Origin of the sequence: Corynebacterium sp. c24Ua_83 (genome assembly GCF_039907245.1) — a bacterium.
Lineage (GTDB): Bacteria > Actinomycetota > Actinomycetes > Mycobacteriales > Mycobacteriaceae > Corynebacterium.
Window position 1 is genome coordinate 24,073 of record NZ_JASBOI010000008.1, and the last position, 17,384, is coordinate 41,456.

At 62.0% G+C, this 17,384-nt stretch carries 18 protein-coding genes; 12 read left to right on the forward strand and 6 right to left on the reverse strand.

The window, feature by feature from the left end; translation table 11 throughout:
* Positions 1 to 57: 57 nt before the first annotated feature.
* The 4 genes from QKE30_RS06710 to QKE30_RS06725 all read right to left on the reverse strand — a co-directional run bounded on the left by QKE30_RS06710 (position 58) and on the right by QKE30_RS06725 (position 3,832).
* The gene (locus QKE30_RS06710; protein WP_347934414.1) at positions 58 to 222 is read right to left on the reverse strand and encodes a rubredoxin; all 165 of its coding nucleotides are present in this window, start codon (positions 220 to 222) and stop codon (positions 58 to 60) included.
* A 66-nt stretch (positions 223 to 288) separates the two neighbouring features.
* Positions 289 to 594, reverse strand: coding sequence for a hypothetical protein (locus QKE30_RS06715; RefSeq protein ID WP_347934415.1), 306 nt, complete (start codon positions 592 to 594; stop codon positions 289 to 291).
* Complete coding sequence (locus QKE30_RS06720; RefSeq protein WP_347934416.1) at positions 591 to 1,835, reverse strand: alkane 1-monooxygenase; 1,245 nt, start codon at positions 1,833 to 1,835, stop codon at positions 591 to 593. Before QKE30_RS06720 ends, QKE30_RS06715 begins: the two co-directional genes overlap by 4 nt.
* Positions 1,836 to 2,098: 263 nt before the next feature.
* Positions 2,099 to 3,832, reverse strand: a complete 1,734-nt coding sequence (locus QKE30_RS06725) for a long-chain-fatty-acid--CoA ligase (protein WP_347934417.1) — start codon at positions 3,830 to 3,832, stop codon at positions 2,099 to 2,101.
* Between the two features lie 159 nt (positions 3,833 to 3,991).
* On the opposite strand from QKE30_RS06725, the gene mshA reads away from it, so the two are divergent.
* The 5 genes from mshA (at position 3,992) to QKE30_RS06750 (ending at position 8,971) form a co-directional block, all read left to right on the forward strand.
* Entirely contained in the window at positions 3,992 to 5,251 is a 1,260-nt protein-coding gene (mshA, locus tag QKE30_RS06730; protein WP_347934418.1) for a D-inositol-3-phosphate glycosyltransferase, read from the forward strand.
* A 57-nt stretch (positions 5,252 to 5,308) separates the two neighbouring features.
* Positions 5,309 to 5,965: a YbjN domain-containing protein gene (locus tag QKE30_RS06735; protein ID WP_239198910.1), complete on the forward strand. Its 657-nt coding sequence runs from the start codon at positions 5,309 to 5,311 to the stop codon at positions 5,963 to 5,965.
* Positions 5,966 to 6,032: 67 nt separating this feature from the next.
* Complete coding sequence (locus tag QKE30_RS06740) at positions 6,033 to 6,797, forward strand: phosphoglyceromutase (protein ID WP_239198907.1); 765 nt, start codon at positions 6,033 to 6,035, stop codon at positions 6,795 to 6,797.
* Between the two features lie 35 nt (positions 6,798 to 6,832).
* Positions 6,833 to 8,131 (forward strand): ATP-binding protein, encoded by a 1,299-nt coding sequence (locus tag QKE30_RS06745; protein WP_239198904.1) that lies wholly within the window; start codon positions 6,833 to 6,835, stop codon positions 8,129 to 8,131.
* 147 nt (positions 8,132 to 8,278) lie between these two features.
* Positions 8,279 to 8,971: a response regulator transcription factor gene (locus QKE30_RS06750; protein ID WP_239198901.1), complete on the forward strand. Its 693-nt coding sequence runs from the start codon at positions 8,279 to 8,281 to the stop codon at positions 8,969 to 8,971.
* 6 nt (positions 8,972 to 8,977) lie between these two features.
* Here the strand turns inward: QKE30_RS06750 and QKE30_RS06755 are convergent, their stop codons facing one another.
* The gene (locus tag QKE30_RS06755) at positions 8,978 to 9,826 is read right to left on the reverse strand and encodes a hypothetical protein (protein ID WP_255717094.1); all 849 of its coding nucleotides are present in this window, start codon (positions 9,824 to 9,826) and stop codon (positions 8,978 to 8,980) included.
* A 141-nt stretch (positions 9,827 to 9,967) separates the two neighbouring features.
* Here QKE30_RS06755 and QKE30_RS06760 point away from each other — a divergent pair, with 141 nt between their 5' ends.
* From QKE30_RS06760 to QKE30_RS06780, 5 genes are all read left to right on the forward strand, one after another.
* Positions 9,968 to 10,903, forward strand: a complete 936-nt coding sequence (locus QKE30_RS06760; protein WP_239198895.1) for a Ppx/GppA phosphatase family protein — start codon at positions 9,968 to 9,970, stop codon at positions 10,901 to 10,903.
* A gap of 125 nt (positions 10,904 to 11,028) precedes the next feature.
* On the forward strand, positions 11,029 to 12,093 hold the full coding sequence (locus tag QKE30_RS06765) for a hypothetical protein (protein ID WP_347934422.1): 1,065 nt from the start codon (positions 11,029 to 11,031) through the stop codon (positions 12,091 to 12,093).
* Positions 12,094 to 12,245: 152 nt separating this feature from the next.
* Positions 12,246 to 13,112 carry a pyrroline-5-carboxylate reductase gene (proC, locus tag QKE30_RS06770; protein WP_239198889.1) on the forward strand — a complete coding sequence of 289 codons (867 nt, stop codon included), beginning with the start codon at positions 12,246 to 12,248 and terminating at the stop codon, positions 13,110 to 13,112.
* A 323-nt stretch (positions 13,113 to 13,435) separates the two neighbouring features.
* Entirely contained in the window at positions 13,436 to 13,636 is a 201-nt protein-coding gene (locus QKE30_RS06775; RefSeq protein WP_005292138.1) for a helix-turn-helix domain-containing protein, read from the forward strand.
* A 285-nt stretch (positions 13,637 to 13,921) separates the two neighbouring features.
* A complete protein-coding gene (locus QKE30_RS06780) occupies positions 13,922 to 14,023 on the forward strand; it encodes an AURKAIP1/COX24 domain-containing protein (protein ID WP_003855542.1) in 102 nt (33 codons plus the stop codon).
* Between the two features lie 111 nt (positions 14,024 to 14,134).
* Here the strand turns inward: QKE30_RS06780 and QKE30_RS06785 are convergent, their stop codons facing one another.
* Positions 14,135 to 15,391 carry an HAD-IB family hydrolase gene (locus tag QKE30_RS06785; RefSeq protein ID WP_239198886.1) on the reverse strand — a complete coding sequence of 419 codons (1,257 nt, stop codon included), beginning with the start codon at positions 15,389 to 15,391 and terminating at the stop codon, positions 14,135 to 14,137.
* Between the two features lie 85 nt (positions 15,392 to 15,476).
* Here QKE30_RS06785 and QKE30_RS06790 point away from each other — a divergent pair, with 85 nt between their 5' ends.
* The gene (locus tag QKE30_RS06790) at positions 15,477 to 15,764 is read left to right on the forward strand and encodes a glutaredoxin family protein (RefSeq protein ID WP_239198883.1); all 288 of its coding nucleotides are present in this window, start codon (positions 15,477 to 15,479) and stop codon (positions 15,762 to 15,764) included.
* 151 nt (positions 15,765 to 15,915) lie between these two features.
* Positions 15,916 to 17,379: a glutamyl-tRNA reductase gene (locus QKE30_RS06795; protein WP_239198880.1), complete on the forward strand. Its 1,464-nt coding sequence runs from the start codon at positions 15,916 to 15,918 to the stop codon at positions 17,377 to 17,379.
* Positions 17,380 to 17,384 lie beyond the last annotated feature (5 nt).

The window sequence follows — 17,384 nt, forward strand, 5'->3', positions numbered from 1 at the left end:
ACTAGTCGGGGCTAGCCAGGCAGCTGGAACTAGCCGGTCTCCACTGAGTAGCTGGGACTAGCCGACCAGCCCGAAATCGACCTTGTCGCGGACGCCACAGTCCGGGCAGAACCAGTCATCCGGCACCTCGGACCACGGGGTGCCGGGGTCGAAGCCCTCTGCGGGATCGCCTACGGCCTCATCGAATCGGTAGTCACAGACGGGGCACTGGAAAACGGACATGGGGAAACTCCTTCGCTTGAGTTGAGGTGGTTGGGGTGGGGGCTAGGGGCGTCAATAAGAAGAACACTAAGAAGAAGCAGCCTTGGCCGCGCGATTCTTGTCGGTGAACTTGCGCTGCTTCGGACGAGGGATTTCGTACGTCGAAGGCTGGCCGGGGCCGCGCCACAAGCCGGCGATCCCGGGGATAAGGAAGAAGAGGCTGATTACCAGCGGCCAAGGTACGACGTTGCTCAAAGCGGGCGCGCCGAACAAACCCAAAACCGCGAGTAGGAGGAAGAAAGCGCCGACCGCCGTGCCCGCGCCACTAAGCACATAGTGGATGGTTGGATTGGGCGGGTTGATGGAGGTTCCGGTTGGGGCGGTCGTGCTCATCGCTGCCACCTCGCAGCCAGCTTCTCTTCCTTGCCAGGCAGGACATTCGCCTTGGAGACATCGTAGTTGTAGTGCTTCATTAGGCGACCGTCCATGACCTTGAACCACAGCGGCGGAATCGAAGCCATGGCGATCATCGTCGCATAGCCAGCCGGTAGCTCCGGAGCCTTCACATCCGAACGCAGCGACTGGTAGCGGCGCGTCGGGTTCGCATGGTGATCCGAGTGGCGCTGAAGCTGATAGAGGAAAATATTGGTGGTCAGATTGTCGGAGTTCCAGGAATGCTCCGGGGTGCAGCGCTCGTAGCGGCCATCCGGCTGCATCTGCCGCAAGAGGCCATAGTGCTCCAGGTAATTCACGAACTCCAGCAAGGCGATGCCCAGCACGGCCTGGATCAACATCCACGGCAGAATGTAGATGCCAAAGGCGATGAACAGCCCGCCCCAGACCAGCACGGTAACCAGCCAAGCGTTCAGCACCTCATTGCTGAGGTGGAACTGGGACTTGCCCTTGCGTGCCAGGCGCTTCTTCTCGATATTCCAGGCGCGCGGGATCTGGTGGGGGATGGAGCGAACCAGGTAGGTGTAGACGTTCTCGCCCATGCGGGAGCTCACCGGGTCCTCCGGGGTGGCGACCTTCACGTGGTGGCCCTTGTTGTGCTCGATGTAGAAGTGCCCGTAGGCGGGGACAGCCAGGGTGATCTTGCCCATCCAACGCTCGAAGCTGCCCTTCTTGTGACCCAGTTCGTGGGCGGCGACGATGCCGATGCCGGAGCTCATGCCCATAGACCAGGCGAGGCCCAGGCGGTCGATCATCGACAGATCCGAGCTGGTCCACAGGTAGCAGCAGGCAATGAGGCTGGCCAGCATGATGGGGAAATAGAGGTACGTCACCACTCGGTAGTACTTGGTTTCTTCCAGCCAGGGAACGAACTCCTCCGGTACGTTCTCGCCGTCACGGCCTAGGATGACGTCGGCCAGTGGGATCAGAATAAACACTGCAATGGGGCCGGCCCACCAGGTGATATGGATCAGCAGCTCGGGGCCGTTGATGGCCTTCAGCCAGGAGACGACGCCCCACACGATCAGCGGGATAGCCGCCGGGAAGAGGCTGAAAGTCCAGGCGTACTTCTTGGAGTCCTTCCAGCCGGGCGGGCGCTTGGCCTGGGCTGCGCCGGGGGAGGTACTAGTGGAGGCGGCAGCACCTTTGGCTGAGTGCGCTGGGGTTTGCGTGGTTGTCATCGTCGACTCACCTGCATTCCTGTGCGTATCGATGGTGTGGGGATGGTATTCAGTTCGTAACTAGTTGGCGTGCGAGTGGTGCGTGGATGGTGAAGCACCCGGACCCGCACATGTGATACAGATTACATTATTGTTTTCGGAACAATATTAATTCGGGTAATTCTGGGGCCTAAAGGTGGTTTATTGGGGTGCCAAGAAAGCCGAAACCCGAGCCCGGCGTATTTGCCGAACTCGGGAAGGTCTAGAAGAAGGGAAGCGTCCGCCTATAGCATCGTCATGATCAGGTCCTTAACCTCACGGCGGCGGATCTTGCCGATCAGGTCGGCAGGCATCTCGTCGATGACGAAGTAACGGCGTGGAACCTTGTAGCGGGTCAGGCCCTCGCGAGCCCACTCGCGGATCGCCTCCTCGTTGAAGTCGGCCTCGCTCACACCGTCCGCCAGGACAACTGCGGCGACAACCTCCTCGGAGCCGTCGTCCTGCGGCAGGCCAACCACGCCGGCCTTTTGGATCTGCTCGTGCTCCTCCAGGAACTCCTCCACCTCGGCGGGGTAGACGTTGAACCCGCCGGTAATAATCATTTCCTTGATACGGGAGACGATCTTGATGAACCCGTCCGGCTCCATCACGGCCATGTCACCAGTGCAGAACCAGTCTTCGTAGAATGGCTGATCCTCATCCGGGATGTTGATGTACCCGTGGAAAACCTGGCGGCCGCGGGCTAGTAGTTCACCTGGTTCGCCGTCCGGCATGGTCTTGCTGAAGTCGTTCGGGTCGGCCACGCGCATTTCCGTATCCGGGAACGGGATGCCGATGTAGCCCGCGCGGCGCTCCGGGGTGACAGGGTTGGCCACGAGGATGGGGCCTGACTCGGTCAGGCCGTAGCCCTCCACGATCTTACCGCCGGTCTTCTTCTCCCACTCCAGGGTGGTGTGCACCGGCAGCGGCGCTGCGCCGGATAGGGCGTTGGCGATTCCGCGCAGGTCCAGGTTGTGCTCTTCGGCGGCAGCCAGGATCTTGTCGTACAGAGTGGGCACACCCGGCATATAGGTGGGGGTCTCGCGCTTCAGCTGATCCACGATCAGCGGAATCTCCGGCTTCGGTAGTAGCAGCAACTTGCCGCCAGTGGATACGGCCAGTGCGGCGGTCAGCGTCAGGCCGTAGATGTGGAACAGGGGCAGGGCGGCTAGGAACTTCTCCTGGCCGCGCTCGCCGATGCCGCTGATCCAGGACTGTCCTTGGACAACGTTGGACATGACGTTGCCGTGCGTCAGCTGCGCACCCTTCGGCTTACCGGTGGTGCCGGAGGTGAACAAGATGAACGCAGGGGAGTCCTGGTTCGTCTCCGGGCAGTTTTCGATGTCGGATCCATCGCCGCCGAACTTGGCGCTCAGCAGCTGAGAGAACGGGATGGTGCCCGGCGCCTCGCCGTGCAGCTGCTCGCGCTTTTCCTTGATTGACTTGATCGGTAGCTTCAGAGCCAGGCGCTTCACCAGTGGCATCGCGTCAATCATGTTCACGCTGACGATCTTCTCCAGCGGAGTGGTGCGTGAAAGTTCCTGGAACATGGGAGCGATCTTGTCCCAGACCACAGCAACCTTCGCTGCATGGTCCTTGCAGGGGCCCTCTAGCTCGCGGGCGGTGTACAGCGGGTTGTGCTCTGCCACAACGCCGCCCAGCTTGTGGACTGCGAAGATGGTGATCAGGTGCTGCGGGCAGTTCGGCAGGGTTACTGCCACGCGGTCGCCGGGGCGCACGCCCAGCTCGCGCAAGCCGGCGGCAACACTCTTGACCTGCTTGAGGAAATCTCCGTAGGTCGTCGTCTGGCCAAAGAAGTCCAGGATGTCGGCGCTCGAGTGTTCGGCGACAGTACGGTCGAGAAGCTTAGCCATGGTGTCGTCTTGGTACTCCAGGCTGTGCGGAGTCCATTCCGCGTAGTACTTCAGGTAAGGCTTGTCCTTCCAGGCCGTTCCCTCTGGGCGCTCGGTGTCAGTCATGTAGATCCCTTAGGTCTTTAGAAACAGTCTTCAAAACGTGATGCACGTTACTTTGGCACCCTATCTAACTTTCTTGTTTTCTTTGGGGGAATTAAGCAAAACTTTTGTGGACGCAACCTGCGCCCCAGCCCCGCTCTAACCTGGCTAAGCTTGGGCGGTATGCGCGTCGCTATGATCTCCATGCACACCTCACCCCTCGAGCAGCCCGGCACGGGGGACGCCGGCGGGATGAACGTGTACGTTAAAAACATTGCTGAGCAGCTGGAACGTAGGGGCGTCACCGTCGATGTATTTACCCGGGCGACCCGGCCTTTACAGGGCGAGGTAGTCAACGTCCGCCCGGGGCTAAGGGTGATCAACTGTGTGGCCGGGCCGTACGAGGGGCTGTCCAAGGAAGAGCTGCCTACTCAGCTGGCGGCGTTTACGGGCTCTATCCTGGCCTTTTGTCGCGAGGAGGGGGTGAGCTACGACCTGATCCACTCGCACTATTGGCTCTCCGGACAGGTTGGGTGGCTGCTGCGCGACCTCTGGCAGGTTCCTTGGGTGCACACGGCGCACACGCTGGCGGCGGTGAAGAACAATTCCCTGGCCGATGGCGATTCGCGCGAGCCGGAATCGCGCCGCATCTGCGAACAGCAGATCGTGGACAATGCGGATCTGCTGATCGTAAACACGGACCAGGAGGTGCAGGATCTTATTGAGGGTTATGACGCCACCACGTGCGCGATCAGAGTCGTCCCACCGGGGGCAGACGTGGATCGCTTCACGCCTGGATCGGATCGTGCGACCGAGCGTTCCCGCCGTGAACTGGGCATTCCCTTCCGTACGAAGGTCATTGGTTTCGTCGGCCGGTTGCAGCGATTGAAGGGGACGCAGGTATTGCTGCGAGCAGTGGCGGAGCTGCTGAACAGGCACCCCCAACAGCAGCTGGCTGTGGTGATCTGCGGTGGATCCTCCGGGGCAGGCGGCAATGAGCTGGAGCGACTACAGCTGCTGGCCGAGGAGCTGGGGATCAGCCGCTGCGTGCGTTTCCTTGCTCCGCGCCCGCCCGAGGAACTGGTGGGCGTGTACCGGGCGGCGGACATCGTGGCCGTGCCCAGCTACAACGAGTCCTTTGGCCTAGTGGCGCTGGAGGCGCAGGCGTGTGGCACGCCTGTCGTGGCTACGCGCACCGGCGGCCTGCCGATCGCGGTGGAGGATCAGAAGTCCGGCCTGCTGGTGGACGGCCACGATGCGGGCGACTGGGCCGATGCGCTGGGCAAGCTGGTGTTGGACGACGACCTGCGCATCGCAATGGGGGAGTATGCCCCGAGCCACGCCGCTAAGTTCTCCTGGCAGGCTTCCGCGGAAGCTCTGTACAAGCTGTACGAAGAGCTGCCGCCCGCAGGCCACCGTGGGGAGCGCCAGCCCGCGGGGTAGAACCGGGGAAATCCAAGGTGACTGCGCCGGGGCAGGCGGAAATGTAGTTTGGGGCATATGGATCGCACAAGGATTTGTGAACTTCTGGACGAAGCGGAAGTCGAGTACACCCTCCCCGAGGGGCCGGCCGGGCAAGACGGCAACATCGTGGTCGTGTTGCCCGGCGAGAAGCGCCTGAAGACAAACTGCATCTTTATCCCGCAGGACGGCATGTTTCGCGTGGAGGCTTTTGTCTGCCGCGCGGTGGAGGAAGGCCAGGAAGAGGTCTACAAGTTGCTGTTGCACGCCAACCGCCGCAGCTTCGGAGTGCACTACACACTGGACCGGAACAGCGACATCTACCTGGTCGGCCAGTTCTCGGATAACACCAGCAGCGAGGACATTCAGCGGATCCTGGGGCAGGTCCTGGAGCGGGCGGATGCGGACTTCAACCGCATCCTGGAGCGCGGCTTCGCCTCCTCCATCCGCCACGAGTGGGCATGGCGCCTGTCCCGTGGCGAACCGACTATGAACCTCGCGGCCTTCACGCACCTCAAGCCTTCCGAACAGGAGGTCCAGCTGCTGGCGCCGCCACCGGGATCCAAGTTGGCGTCCGAAGCAAAGAGCCCCAGCACCCCCGACCTAGACGGCACCAGCGACGGCACGGAACGCGATGGTGCTGACGGCAGTGAGCAAGGCGAAGCGCAAGAAACAGAAGCAGATTCGGACGAATAGGCAGAATAAGCGCGGGGGCTGCCGAATCCAGGGGCGCGCGGGCGCACATCATGGCAGAATTGGGAGTATGAGCGAGCAAAATAACTCCCACGGAAATCTGATCCTGCTGCGTCACGGCCAGAGTGAATGGAACGCTTCCAACCAGTTCACCGGCTGGGTAGACGTGCGACTGACCGACAAGGGCCGCGAGGAGGCAGTTCGCGGCGGCGAGATGATCAAGGAGGCCGGCCTGGAGCCGACCATCCTGTTCACCTCCCTGCTGCGCCGCGCCATCACCACCGCCAACATCGCCCTCGACGCGGCGGACCGTCACTGGATCCCCGTCGTGCGCGACTGGCGCCTGAACGAGCGCCACTACGGCGCGCTGCAGGGGCTGAACAAGGCAGAGACCAAGGACAAGTACGGCGAAGAGCAGTTCATGGCTTGGCGCCGTTCCTACGACACTCCGCCGCCGGCCATCGACGCTGACAACGAGTACGCGCAGACCAACGACCCGCGCTACGCCGACCTGCCCGAGATCCCGGCGACCGAGTGCCTGCTGGACGTCGTCAAGCGCTTCATCCCGTACTACGAGGAAGAGATCGAGCCGCGCGTGAAGAACGGCGAGACTGTCCTGGTTGCTGCGCACGGCAACTCCCTGCGTGCGCTGGTTAAGCACCTGGACCAAATCTCCGACGAGGACATCGCGGGCCTGAACATCCCGACCGGTATCCCGCTGGTCTACCGCATCGACGCAGACGGCAAGGTTCTGAACCCTGGCGGCAGCTACCTGGACCCGGAGGCAGCCGCCGCGGGTGCCGCAGCAGTCGCTGCACAGGGCCAGGCTAAGTAAGAGCCGGGCTAAGTCTTAGCCTTGGGATTTTTGCCTTGGGATTTCTAACCTCAGGGGTTGCCCTTGGGCTGCTCTTTGGGCTGATTGTCGGTGTGTGTCTGGGCGCATTCGGCATGTGGGCCTACCGCAAGCGGGTGAAGGCTCAGCGCAACACTCACACCCAAAGGGAGCTCGAGGGCAATCGTGTTTCCACGGTGGCGCAGGTTTTGCACTTCGCTATCCAGTCTTCGCCCGACGCGGTGGCGGTTGTGGATCGCAAACGCAACGTGGTGCTTTCCAACCCACGCGCTCACGAATTGGGTTTGGTGCACGAGCGGAACCTTAACGCCGAAGCGTGGAGGATGGTGGAGCGGGTTTTCGCCGACCAGGAGCCACGTGAGCTGAACTTCCTACCCCCGCCGAGGCGCAGCAACCGTCCGGTCATTGCAGTGGCCGGGCAGGTTCAGCTGCTCTCCCTCGCGGATGACCGCTTTGCGGTGGTGTACGCCACCGACGATTCCGAATCCGTGCGCATGGAGTCCGCCCGCCGAGACTTCGTGGCCAACGTCTCCCACGAGCTCAAAACACCGGTGGGGGCGATCTCGCTGCTGGTGGAGACCCTCATGTCGGTGCGTGACGACGAAGAAGCCGTGGAATACTTCGGCTCGAAGTTGATCGTTGAAGTGCGCCGCATGAACCAGATGATTACCGAGCTGATCAGCCTGTCGAAGCTGCAGGGTGCGGAATCGCTGCCGGACCTGGAGGTCTTGAGCATCGACAAGATCGTCGAGGACGCGATTGATCGCTGCCGACTGGCAGCCGAAGCGCGCAATATCGACCTGGTGAAAGACGAACGTTCCGGGGCGATGGTGAAGGGTGACAAGGGGCTGCTGGTCACCAGCGTGTCCAACCTTCTGACCAATGCCATCAACTATTCGCCGGAGGGCTCGCCCGTTTCTATTTCCCGCGAAGCACACGGTGATACCGTGACCATCCGCGTAACGGACCGGGGCATCGGCATCTCCCAGGATGATCAGAAACGCGTGTTCGAGAGGTTCTTCCGCGTGGATAAGGCTCGCTCGCGCGACACAGGCGGCACGGGCCTGGGGTTGGCCATCGTGAAGCATGTGATGGCCAACCACGGTGGCAGTGTTTCCCTGTGGTCCCGCCTAGGGACGGGCTCCACCTTTACTTTGGAGCTCCCACGCTTCCAGGAGGGTAAGGTTAAGGAGCTGCCGAGCGGCGAAATTCCGGTTATTCCGGATGCGCGGCGCTTGGATGTCGCGCAGGGCACAGAAGGCATAACTGGTCCATTGGGCACAGAAGGTACAGGGCCAGACATAGAGGACAAATAATGACCTTCGGGTTATCTTCCGGTAATCCCCCAGTGAACTGGGTGTCTTGAGGGTTGATACTCCCTAAAGCCTGCGGGCACGTTACGATAGTGGCGGATAGTTTTCTGTAGCTTTAAAAATTTTTCTTTGAAAGGTTATTGAGCAGCTGTGACGAGCGTTTTGATTGTCGAAGACGAGCAGTCTTTGGCGGAACCTCTGGCATTCTTGCTGAAAAAAGAAGGTTTCGAGGTCTTCATGGCCCCGGACGGTCCCACTGCGCTAGATACCTTCGCTGCGGAAGACATTGACATCATCCTGTTGGATCTGATGCTGCCCGGAATGTCCGGCACCGAGGTGTGCCGCCAGCTGCGCCAGACCTCCAGCGTGCCGGTGATTATGGTGACGGCTCGTGACAGTGAGATCGATAAGGTCGTGGGCCTCGAGCTCGGCGCCGACGATTATGTGACCAAGCCCTACTTCGCCCGCGAGCTGATCGCCCGCATCCGCGCTGTTCTGCGCCGCGGCGGTGAGGTGGAGGTCGAGGCTCCCGCCGACGACGGCCTGGTGCTGCAGGAGGATCGCGTGATGATGGACGTGGAGCGCCACATCGTCACCGTCGATGGGCAGAAGGTTCCTATGCCGCTCAAGGAATTCGATCTGCTCGAGTACCTCATGCGCAACAGCGGCCGTGTGCTGACCCGCGGCCAGCTGATCGACCGTGTATGGGGCGCCGATTATGTCGGCGATACCAAGACCCTGGACGTGCACATCAAGCGACTGCGCTCCAAAATCGAGCGCAACCCCTCTCGCCCGGAGATTCTGGTGACCGTCCGCGGCCTGGGCTACAAGTTCGAGGCCTAACCCCGCCTAAATCCCGCGTCGCCGCGCTTCGGCCGTCGCCGGGTGGATCGACAGCAGAGGAAACCCGCTGGGCGAGACCTTCGCGAGTTTTTCCCGCTCCTCGCAGTGCGCAGCCAGCACTTCGTAGGCCTCCTCGCCGATCAGCTCCGTCAGCTCTTCGCGCCCGGTGCGCCACAACGCCTCGCCGCCTGCGTGGCAGTTCGGGTCCGAGGAGCAGTACCAGTCAAAGTCCTCGCCGCCGTCGCCCCATCCGCGGCGGTTGTATTCGGTGACGGTCGTCCGCAGCATCTCCACCCCGTCGGGCCGGGTTTCCCGGTCTTCGAGTCGCTGCAGCGGCACCTGCCAGCACACTTCGGGCTTCGCCACGGTCAGTTCGACGTCGTTGCGCAGCGCCCAGGCGTGCAGTGCGCACCCGCGGCCTCCGGGGAACCCTTCGCGGTTGGCGAAGATGCACGCCCCGTTTGTGGTCACGGTCTTCAACGCGGGCTCCATCTCGCCCTCGTCGTTTTCTAGCTCGTCCCATTCGAGCCACGGTTCGATATCGTCGCCGCTTTTTTCTTGTGGACGCCCCTTCGCTTCCCATTCATCCATCTCCGCGGGGCGGTTCTGCCATTCTTCCGCCGTGAGCTTCTCCGCGACATCTCGCAGGGTCGCGCGGTCGTCTTCGTCGGTGAGAAATGCGCCGTGGGTGCAACAGCCGACGTCCGGATTCGCGGCGTCAATACCTAAACAGGCTTCCGTGCCGAACCGGCAACGGTACGTGGACAGCAACCACGTGAGATCCACCTGGACGATGTGTTCGGAATCGGCGGGGTCAATGAACTCCAGCCATTCGCGGGCATGGTCAGCGGGCATTTCGTGGCCCGCGCGGATGGATAGGTCAGCGGGTGTGCCTTCCGGATAGCCGGTGGCTAGCTCGTTGTTCGAGGTGCCCGATTCGATCTCCGCAGACGTTTCATTCACGTGTTCCACCGTAGACCCATTAGGCTAGGGTGCGTGCGATTAGGTGTGCTTGACGTAGGAAGCAATACGGTTCATCTGGTGGTCGTCGACGCACAGCGCGGTGGGCCGCCGACTCCAATGAGCAATTGGAAGACTCCCATGCGCTTGGTGGAATACCTAGATAAGAAGGGGGCCATCAACGAAAAGGGGCAGGAGAAGCTGCTCAATGGGGTGGCGCTGGCCAGGGAGATGTCGGAGCAGTTCCGTTGCGAGGGCATGCTGCCTTTTGCTACCTCTGCGCTCCGCTCGGCCGAGAATTCCGAGGAAGTGCTGGACAGGGTAGAGAATGAAACTGGCGTGCGCCTGCGGATCCTATCGGGGGACGAGGAAGCGCGGCTGACGTTCCTGGCAGTACGGCGCTGGTATGGCTGGTCCGCTGGGCGCATTTGCGACCTGGATATTGGCGGCGGCTCCTTGGAGATGTCTATTGGCATGGACGAGGATCCAGATGTCGCCTGCAGCGTGAACCTGGGTGCGGGGCGCTTGACCCGCGAATGGTTCGATACCGACCCGCCATCTAAAAAGAAGGTTGCGGAGCTGGGGGAGTTCATCGACGAAGAGTTGAATGATCCGGTGGAAAAGCTGCTGGATTCTGGCGACATTGACTTGGCGGTGGGCACTTCCAAGACCTTTAGGATGCTGGCGCGCCTGACGGGTGCGGCGCCTTCTTCGGCTGGCCCGCGAGTAAAGCGCACCTTGACCCAGGCCGGCCTGCGACAGCTGATCGCTTTTATTTCCCGCATGACTGCCGCCGATCGGGCGGAGTTGGAGGGTGTGAGTGCGGAGCGTTCGCACCAGGTCGTTGCCGGCGCGCTGGTGGCCGAGGCGGCGATGCGCAAGTTGGACATTGAGGTTTTGCACATGTGCCCGTGGGCGCTGCGCGAGGGTGTGATCTTCCGCCAGCTCGACCATAATCCGGATTTGACGTAAGTAACGCCAGTTGCTTCTGCCTATATGTAGGCGAGTAAAGTAGTGTGTTTGAAGACATATGTTTAAAGTGACGCTTGGGGGCAGTTGAGACTGCGCTGCAAGTGATCAAGTGATGGGATCAATGGATGAGTGAGAAGCTGACAGTCGCCGAACTTCTCGCCCGCAACGGGCGCGAACTAGGTTCTGCTGACACTGGCCGACGTCGACGCCGTCACCGCAACTTGGAGGAGGGCGGCGTTTCCGTTGCCGAGCTGACGGGTTCCATACCGGTAGTCCAGACCGAGGACGACGCAGCTTCGGATGAGTCCGTGGCCAAGGCCGCAGATAAGCCTGCGGCCAAGGTTGCAGATAAACCTGCGGATAAGTCCGCTCCGAAGGCTGCCGCCAAGGACACTGTGGCGGCACAGCCCGAGAAACAGGGCAAGAAGCCCCAGCCGGATCAGCGTTCCGTAAGCCGCATTCTGGAGCGCCCGGAGGAACAGACCGGCCAGCTTGCTGCTGCCAAGGAAGTCGAGGGCTCCAAGGATGTCAAGGACGTCAAGGATGCTGAGGCTGAAAAGCTGACCTTCGGCGAAGTTGCGCGTGGCAAGGTAGCCGAAAAGCCGAAGGCGGAGCCGGAGGCCAAGAAGGAGCCGTCGGTAAAACCAGAGGCTGAGAAGGCTGAGGCAAAGAAAACTGAGGCAAAGAAGACCGAGACCCAAGCCAAGAAGACAACCAAGGCAGACAAGCCAGGCAAGGCCGGGGTCGCCGCGGCAGCGGCAGCGGGCGGAGCCGGAGCAGTCGGCGCCGCTGGGGTTGCTAAGTCGACTGAGGCGGACGATGCTGACAAGGTAGACGTCAAGTCGGAGTCGCAGGCAACCAGTGACGAGCGGGCACAATTCGCGCAGCTCGAGGAATCCCTCGAGGACGGAGAGGTTGTCGAGTACGAAGACGATACGATCTCCTGGCCCATGATGATCCTGCAAGCGATCCTGGCGATCGCCGTGGGTGTGGGCGTGTTCTTCGGCTTCAGCCTGGTGTGGGCCAAGGCCCCGGCGGTTCTGGCGCTGGTGCTGGCCATCGCAGTGACACTGCTGTTGGTCGGGTTGGTGCACGCGCTGCTGCGGCACCGCGACAAGCTGCTGATGATCCTGGCCGCCGTCGTTGGTTTGGTGCTGACGATCGGGCCACGACTAATCCAGGGGCTGTAAGAAGTCTCCTGTGACGTGAGCGGGGCGCTGGTTGGGGAACCAGCGTCCTTTGGGTTTTGTGGGGAACTAGCGAAAGTTCGGGGGAACTAGAACCTGGGGGCTAGGAACGGGCGGGGTAGCAGGAAGCCGCCAATCCTGGCACGCTGGTTTATATGACTCAAATTGGAATTATTGGCGGAGGAAACATCGGCGAAGCCCTGCTCGCCGGAATCGTTGCGGACACCGAAGGTGCCGCAGACGCAAAGAAGATCATCGTCGCGGATCCGTCGCAGGAGCGGCTGGACGAGCTGAAGGATAAGTACGGCATGGTCACCGCCCGCGAGGGACGCGAGGCCGCCGAAGGCACCGACATCCTGTTCATCTGCGTGAAGCCCAACATCGTCCCCATCGTGCTGGACGAGGTGGCCGAGGTGCTGGACAGCAACTCTCAGGACACGATTGTGGTTTCCCTGGCGGCGGGCGTGACCATCAACACCATGGAGTCCGCGCTGCCCGCAGGTACCACCGTTGTGCGCACCATGCCGAACACCCCGATGCTGGTTGGCAAGGGTGCAATCGGCATCGCCGGTGGTCGCTTTGCCGAAGAGGATCAGCTGAATACGGTGCAGGACATCATGTCCAAGGTCGGCGAGGCCGTCATCGTTAAGGAAAAGGAGCTGGACGCAGTCACGGCCGTCTCCGGTTCCGGCCCGGCATACATCTTCCTGGTCGTGGAAGCCATGATCGAATCTGCCGTACAGCTGGGGCTCGCCCGTCCGCTGGCGGAGAAGCTGGCCATCGCCAACGTGCAAGGCGCGGCCACCATGATGTCCCGAAGCCTAGCAGAGGGCGGGGATACGCCGTCCGTTCTGCGCACCAAGGTCACCAGCCCCGGAGGAACCACTGCGGCGGCTCTGCGCGAGTTGGAGGAGTCCGGCATCCGTGGAGCGTTCTTCCGTGCCATGGAGGCATGTAAGGACCGCTCCGAGGAACTGGGTGCGCCGAAGCCTGGTGCGAATGGAGCTAACGGCGATAACTAAGCGCGCCTGCGTCCGGCACGTGGACGCGCGCTCCGCCCAAATGGGGTTAATTTCTGCCCCTCTCTGAGCGACCACAGTGATCTTTTTAGACACAACGGTTTAACACAAATCACGCCTGTTCAATCCGGTCACGCTCGGTAACAGGCGTGGGCTTGTGGCACCTCGAGTTGCGTAGGCCACAAGGAGCAATCTGCCCTCAATAGTCACCCTTGTTGCACATTATTCACATGGTTCACGTTATGATGGTTCGCGAGCGATCACGTGTGAAGTCCTGCAGGAGGGGAAGCCTGCAGCGCATGAGAGCGCAAAGAAAGTGATGATCTATGGCTAACACCGAAAATGGAACATTTCTGACCGTCGCAGAGGTCGCCGATCTGATGCGCGTGTCGAAGATGACTGTTTACCGTCTCATCCACTCGGAGGAGCTGCCCGCCGTACAGGTCGGCCGCAACTTCCGCGTTCGTGGATCCGCTGTTGAGGCGTACCTCGGAGCTTCCGAGTACAACCCCGGCCAGACCGGCTAATCAGCGAGACGCAACAGTCCCCCATTTTCGGAGCCAGGTGGCCTGAGCCACCCGCCCGGTGATGGGGGATTTTTGTTTCTCCAGGGTGCTGGGGGCTAAACTGTGGAACATTCGTGTCTACGGATGTGAAGCAACTCTTGCGCGGCAGCCCATAACGGCAGCCCCTTGTGGCAGGCAGCGTGCATCCGAGGACACATCTTCTCTACCGCCGTATAAGGTCCGGCGGTGGGGGAGCAGACCTTTAACCTGAAGAGATAACTAACCGAGAGAAACGAGGCTTACCCCATGGGTTCTGTCATCAAGAAGCGCCGCAAGCGCATGTCCAAGAAGAAGCACCGCAAGATGCTGCGCCGGACCCGCGTTCAGCGTAGGAAGCTCGGTAAGTAGCCTTCCGCTGCCGCATATAGAAAGAAACCCACCGCAGGCGCCCTTCAAAAAGGGGCGTGGCCACGGTGGGTTTTTGCGTTCCCGGCGAGCTTTATCGCCGCCTGGCGAACCCTAGCGCCGCTTCAGCACCCACGTGCCCGCTCCGCCGGCCAGTCCCAGCAGGCCAGCCCCCGCCGCCAGCCGCGCCCCGCCGATGCGGCGGAGCGCGCGGCGCACCCGCCGGTAGTCGCGGATCTCCCAGCCGCGTTCCAGTGCTGCCTTGCGCAGTTTGGAATCCGGATTGATCGCCACGGCCGTGCCCACGGTGGAAAGCATCGGCAGGTCGTTCACGGAATCCGAGTATGCGGTGCAGCGCTGCAGATCCAGCCCCTCGTAGTTGGCCAGGGCGATAACGGCGTGCTTCTTCTCCTCACCGTGCAGCATGTGGCCGACCATCCGCCCGGTGAAGCGCCCGTCCTTCACCTCCGCCACGGTGCCGAGCGCGCCGGTGAATCCCAGCTCCTTGGCGATGATCTGCGCTAGTTGCACCGGCGAGGCAGTCACCAGCCACACCTGCTGGCCTGCCTGAATGTGCATGTCGGCCAGCTCCTTGGTGTCCGGGAAGATGCGCTCCGCGATCGTCGCCGCCCAGATCTCCTGGGCCATGTCGATGACCTCGGATTCCTTGCGGCCCTTCACCAGCGCCAGCGCCTGCTCCCGGCCGCTGGAAATGTCGTCCGCGCTTTCTTTGCCCAGTACCCGGAACTTCATCTGCACCCAGATAAAGCCCAGCAGCTGTCGGGCGGTGAAGAAGCGCCGTTTCGCCAGTCCGCGGGCGAAGAGCAGGATCGAGGCGCCCTTGATCAGCGTGTTATCCACGTCGAAGAACGCGCCGACTCCGGCATCCTGTGGGATCGAGGGGTCGGGGTGGTCCAGATGCCGCGGCTTTTCTGCCGACAGCCCCGCGCCCTCCAGGTTGGCCAGCCCGGTGCGCAGCTGGTCGCCCTCGATCTCGTAGCTGTGCGCCAGCTGATCCAGCTGCGCCTCGCTGAGCTCCCAGAGAGCTTGTGGAGCGCCGGTGCCGTACCCGACCTGCAGGTTTTGTGTCGTTTGGGTGGGGTGCTCGTGTTTCTTGGGTTGGGACGCCACTTTCTCCGCCGCCACACGTTCAGCATCTTTTGAGTTCTTTTTGCGCCGGGATTTGCCGAAGCGTTCCTCCCGGAACTCGCGGAGGAAGGACTGCGTCGTCAGGGACAGTGCGCGCAGGTAGCCGCGCCACTCGCTGATAATATCGCGCCATTCTGCCAGTAGACCCGCGTGCTCACCCGCATTCCGGCCAGGAGCCGGGGTGGGGTGGTTCGAAGGTTCTAGATCAGGCGCTGCATTCACACACATTAAGTTACCCCGAAAGTGCGACCAGGGCGCTGCCGAGAGCTATTAGTCCGAAGTTGTGCGGCGGGTAGCATGGAAGGCCGTGAACTCTGACAGTAATTCGCCAGCCCGGCCCGCACGAGTGCAGCTGATCAGCCGCTCGACATGTGGCTCCTGCGCCCGCGTGCACCAGCAAATACTGCCTATCGCACAGCGCTTCGGCACGACGGTGGAAGTGATCGAGCTGGATCGTGGTGGCGTCACCAAAGAAAAAGAGGAATTGGCACAAGAGTTCGGCGACCGCGTGCCCGTAGTGCTCGTCGACGACGAGGAGGTCGCATGCTGGGAAATCGACGATGACGAGCTGATCGCGGCGCTGGAGCAGGACTAGAGCACTGTATAGGCGCTATATAGCAGCCCCGCGAACTCGTTTTGGCAACGGGGTGGGTTAAGGGCTACCGTAGACACTCGTAACTACTTGGGGGGTTTAGCCCCGCACGCGGCCGTTCCCCAAGTGATCCCCGCAGGAGGCATGAAGACATATGAGTAGTAGCACCCGGACTGGTTCCGCGTCGGTGTTGCTGGTCGGACTGTCTTTCCGCTCGGCTCCGGTGACCATGCTGGAGCAGGCGACGGTCGCCGATGCGGACCTGCCGAAGATGCAGCTATCGCTGGTGGATAACGACTTGATCTCGGAATCGCTGGTGCTTTCCACCTGCAACCGCATGGAGTTCTACACGGTCGCCAACGCCTTCCACTCCGGCCTGGATCATGTGGTGGACACGATCGCGCAGTTCTCTGGGCTGGAGACGACCGAACTGGAGCCGCACCTGTACGTGCATTACGCAGACTCCGCGGCCGAGCACATGTTGAAGGTCGCCTCTGGCCTGGATTCGATGGTCATCGGCGAGCAGCAGATCATCGGTCAGCTGCGCAGCGCCTACCAGTCTGCCAACGAGACGGGCACGGTCGGGCGCACACTCCACGACCTGACGCAGCGCGCACTGCGGACGGGTAAGCGTGTGCACTCCGAAACCGCCATCGATTCGGCGGGTGCCTCCATGGTGTCTTTCGCCGTGGACCAGGCGCTGCGCTTCATGGAGCCCGCACGTGCTCTTTCTTCTGTTGTGGATGACGCCCCCTCGTCCCAACCCCTCGCCGGCCACCGCGCGCTGATTATTGGTGCGGGGGCTATGGCATCCCTGGCTTCCACCCACCTGGGCAGACTGGGTATCGACCACGTGACCGTAGCTAATCGCACGCTGTCGCGGGCGGAGAACCTGGTGAACCACGCGCGTGAGGCAGGGGTGGATGCTTCCGCCGTGCCACTGGACGGGGTGGCAGACTGTCTGAGTGCCGTGGACATTGTGGTTTCCGCAACCGGCGCGGTGGGCAATGTGGTTACCGAGCGGGACGTACGCGCGGCCACGGGGGCAGCTGGTACGAAGGTGCTGATTGATCTTTCCATGCCTGCGGACATCGAGCGTTCCGTGGCGGACATCGACGGCGTGAAGCTGCTGAATATCGAGGAGCTCACGACGATGGCCGGCGATCGGGTGCAGGACGAAGACCCGGCACGCGAGATCGTGGCCGACGAGCTGCAGAGTTTCCTGGAGCAACAACGCGCGCAGTCCGTGGTGCCCACCGTCAAGGCCCTGCGGCAGAAGGCCGGGGAGGTCATGGCCGAAGAGCTGATGACGCTGGAGCGGCTGACCCCCGACATGTCGGAGGCCGACCGCGCGGCTGTGGTCAAGTCGATGAAGCGCGTGGTGGATAAGCTGCTGCACACCCCAACGGTGCAGGCCAAGAAGCTTTCCGCCGGCGGCCAGCAGGTCAGCTACCCGGATGCGTTGGCTGCCTTGTTCAACCTGCCCAACGGGATGGTGGATTCGGTGACCCAGCCGGGGCAGACCGACACCAGGCCGGCCCAGACCGCGGGAACCTCTGCCCGTGCCGATCAAATTCCAAGCGCTACCCGCATTGGCCAGGTAGCGAAGGAGGCTTAAGACTT

Bases quoted from the DNA above. Each gene is read 5' to 3' on its own strand.
- QKE30_RS06775 (WP_005292138.1), top strand. From the start codon at position 13,436: ATGGCTAACACCGAAAATGGAACATTTCTGACCGTCGCAGAGGTCGCC.
- QKE30_RS06740 (WP_239198907.1), top strand. From the start codon at position 6,033: ATGAGCGAGCAAAATAACTCCCACGGAAATCTGATCCTGCTGCGTCAC.
- mshA (WP_347934418.1), top strand. From the start codon at position 3,992: ATGCGCGTCGCTATGATCTCCATGCACACCTCACCCCTCGAGCAGCCC.
- QKE30_RS06795 (WP_239198880.1), top strand. From the start codon at position 15,916: ATGAGTAGTAGCACCCGGACTGGTTCCGCGTCGGTGTTGCTGGTCGGA.
- QKE30_RS06725 (WP_347934417.1), bottom strand. From the start codon at position 3,832: ATGACTGACACCGAGCGCCCAGAGGGAACGGCCTGGAAGGACAAGCCT.
- QKE30_RS06755 (WP_255717094.1), bottom strand. From the start codon at position 9,826: ATGCCCGCTGACCATGCCCGCGAATGGCTGGAGTTCATTGACCCCGCC.
- QKE30_RS06720 (WP_347934416.1), bottom strand. From the start codon at position 1,835: ATGACAACCACGCAAACCCCAGCGCACTCAGCCAAAGGTGCTGCCGCC.
- proC (WP_239198889.1), top strand. From the start codon at position 12,246: ATGACTCAAATTGGAATTATTGGCGGAGGAAACATCGGCGAAGCCCTG.
- QKE30_RS06710 (WP_347934414.1), bottom strand. From the start codon at position 222: ATGTCCGTTTTCCAGTGCCCCGTCTGTGACTACCGATTCGATGAGGCC.
- QKE30_RS06735 (WP_239198910.1), top strand. From the start codon at position 5,309: ATGGATCGCACAAGGATTTGTGAACTTCTGGACGAAGCGGAAGTCGAG.
- QKE30_RS06780 (WP_003855542.1), top strand. From the start codon at position 13,922: ATGGGTTCTGTCATCAAGAAGCGCCGCAAGCGCATGTCCAAGAAGAAG.
- QKE30_RS06765 (WP_347934422.1), top strand. From the start codon at position 11,029: ATGAGTGAGAAGCTGACAGTCGCCGAACTTCTCGCCCGCAACGGGCGC.
- QKE30_RS06715 (WP_347934415.1), bottom strand. From the start codon at position 594: ATGAGCACGACCGCCCCAACCGGAACCTCCATCAACCCGCCCAATCCA.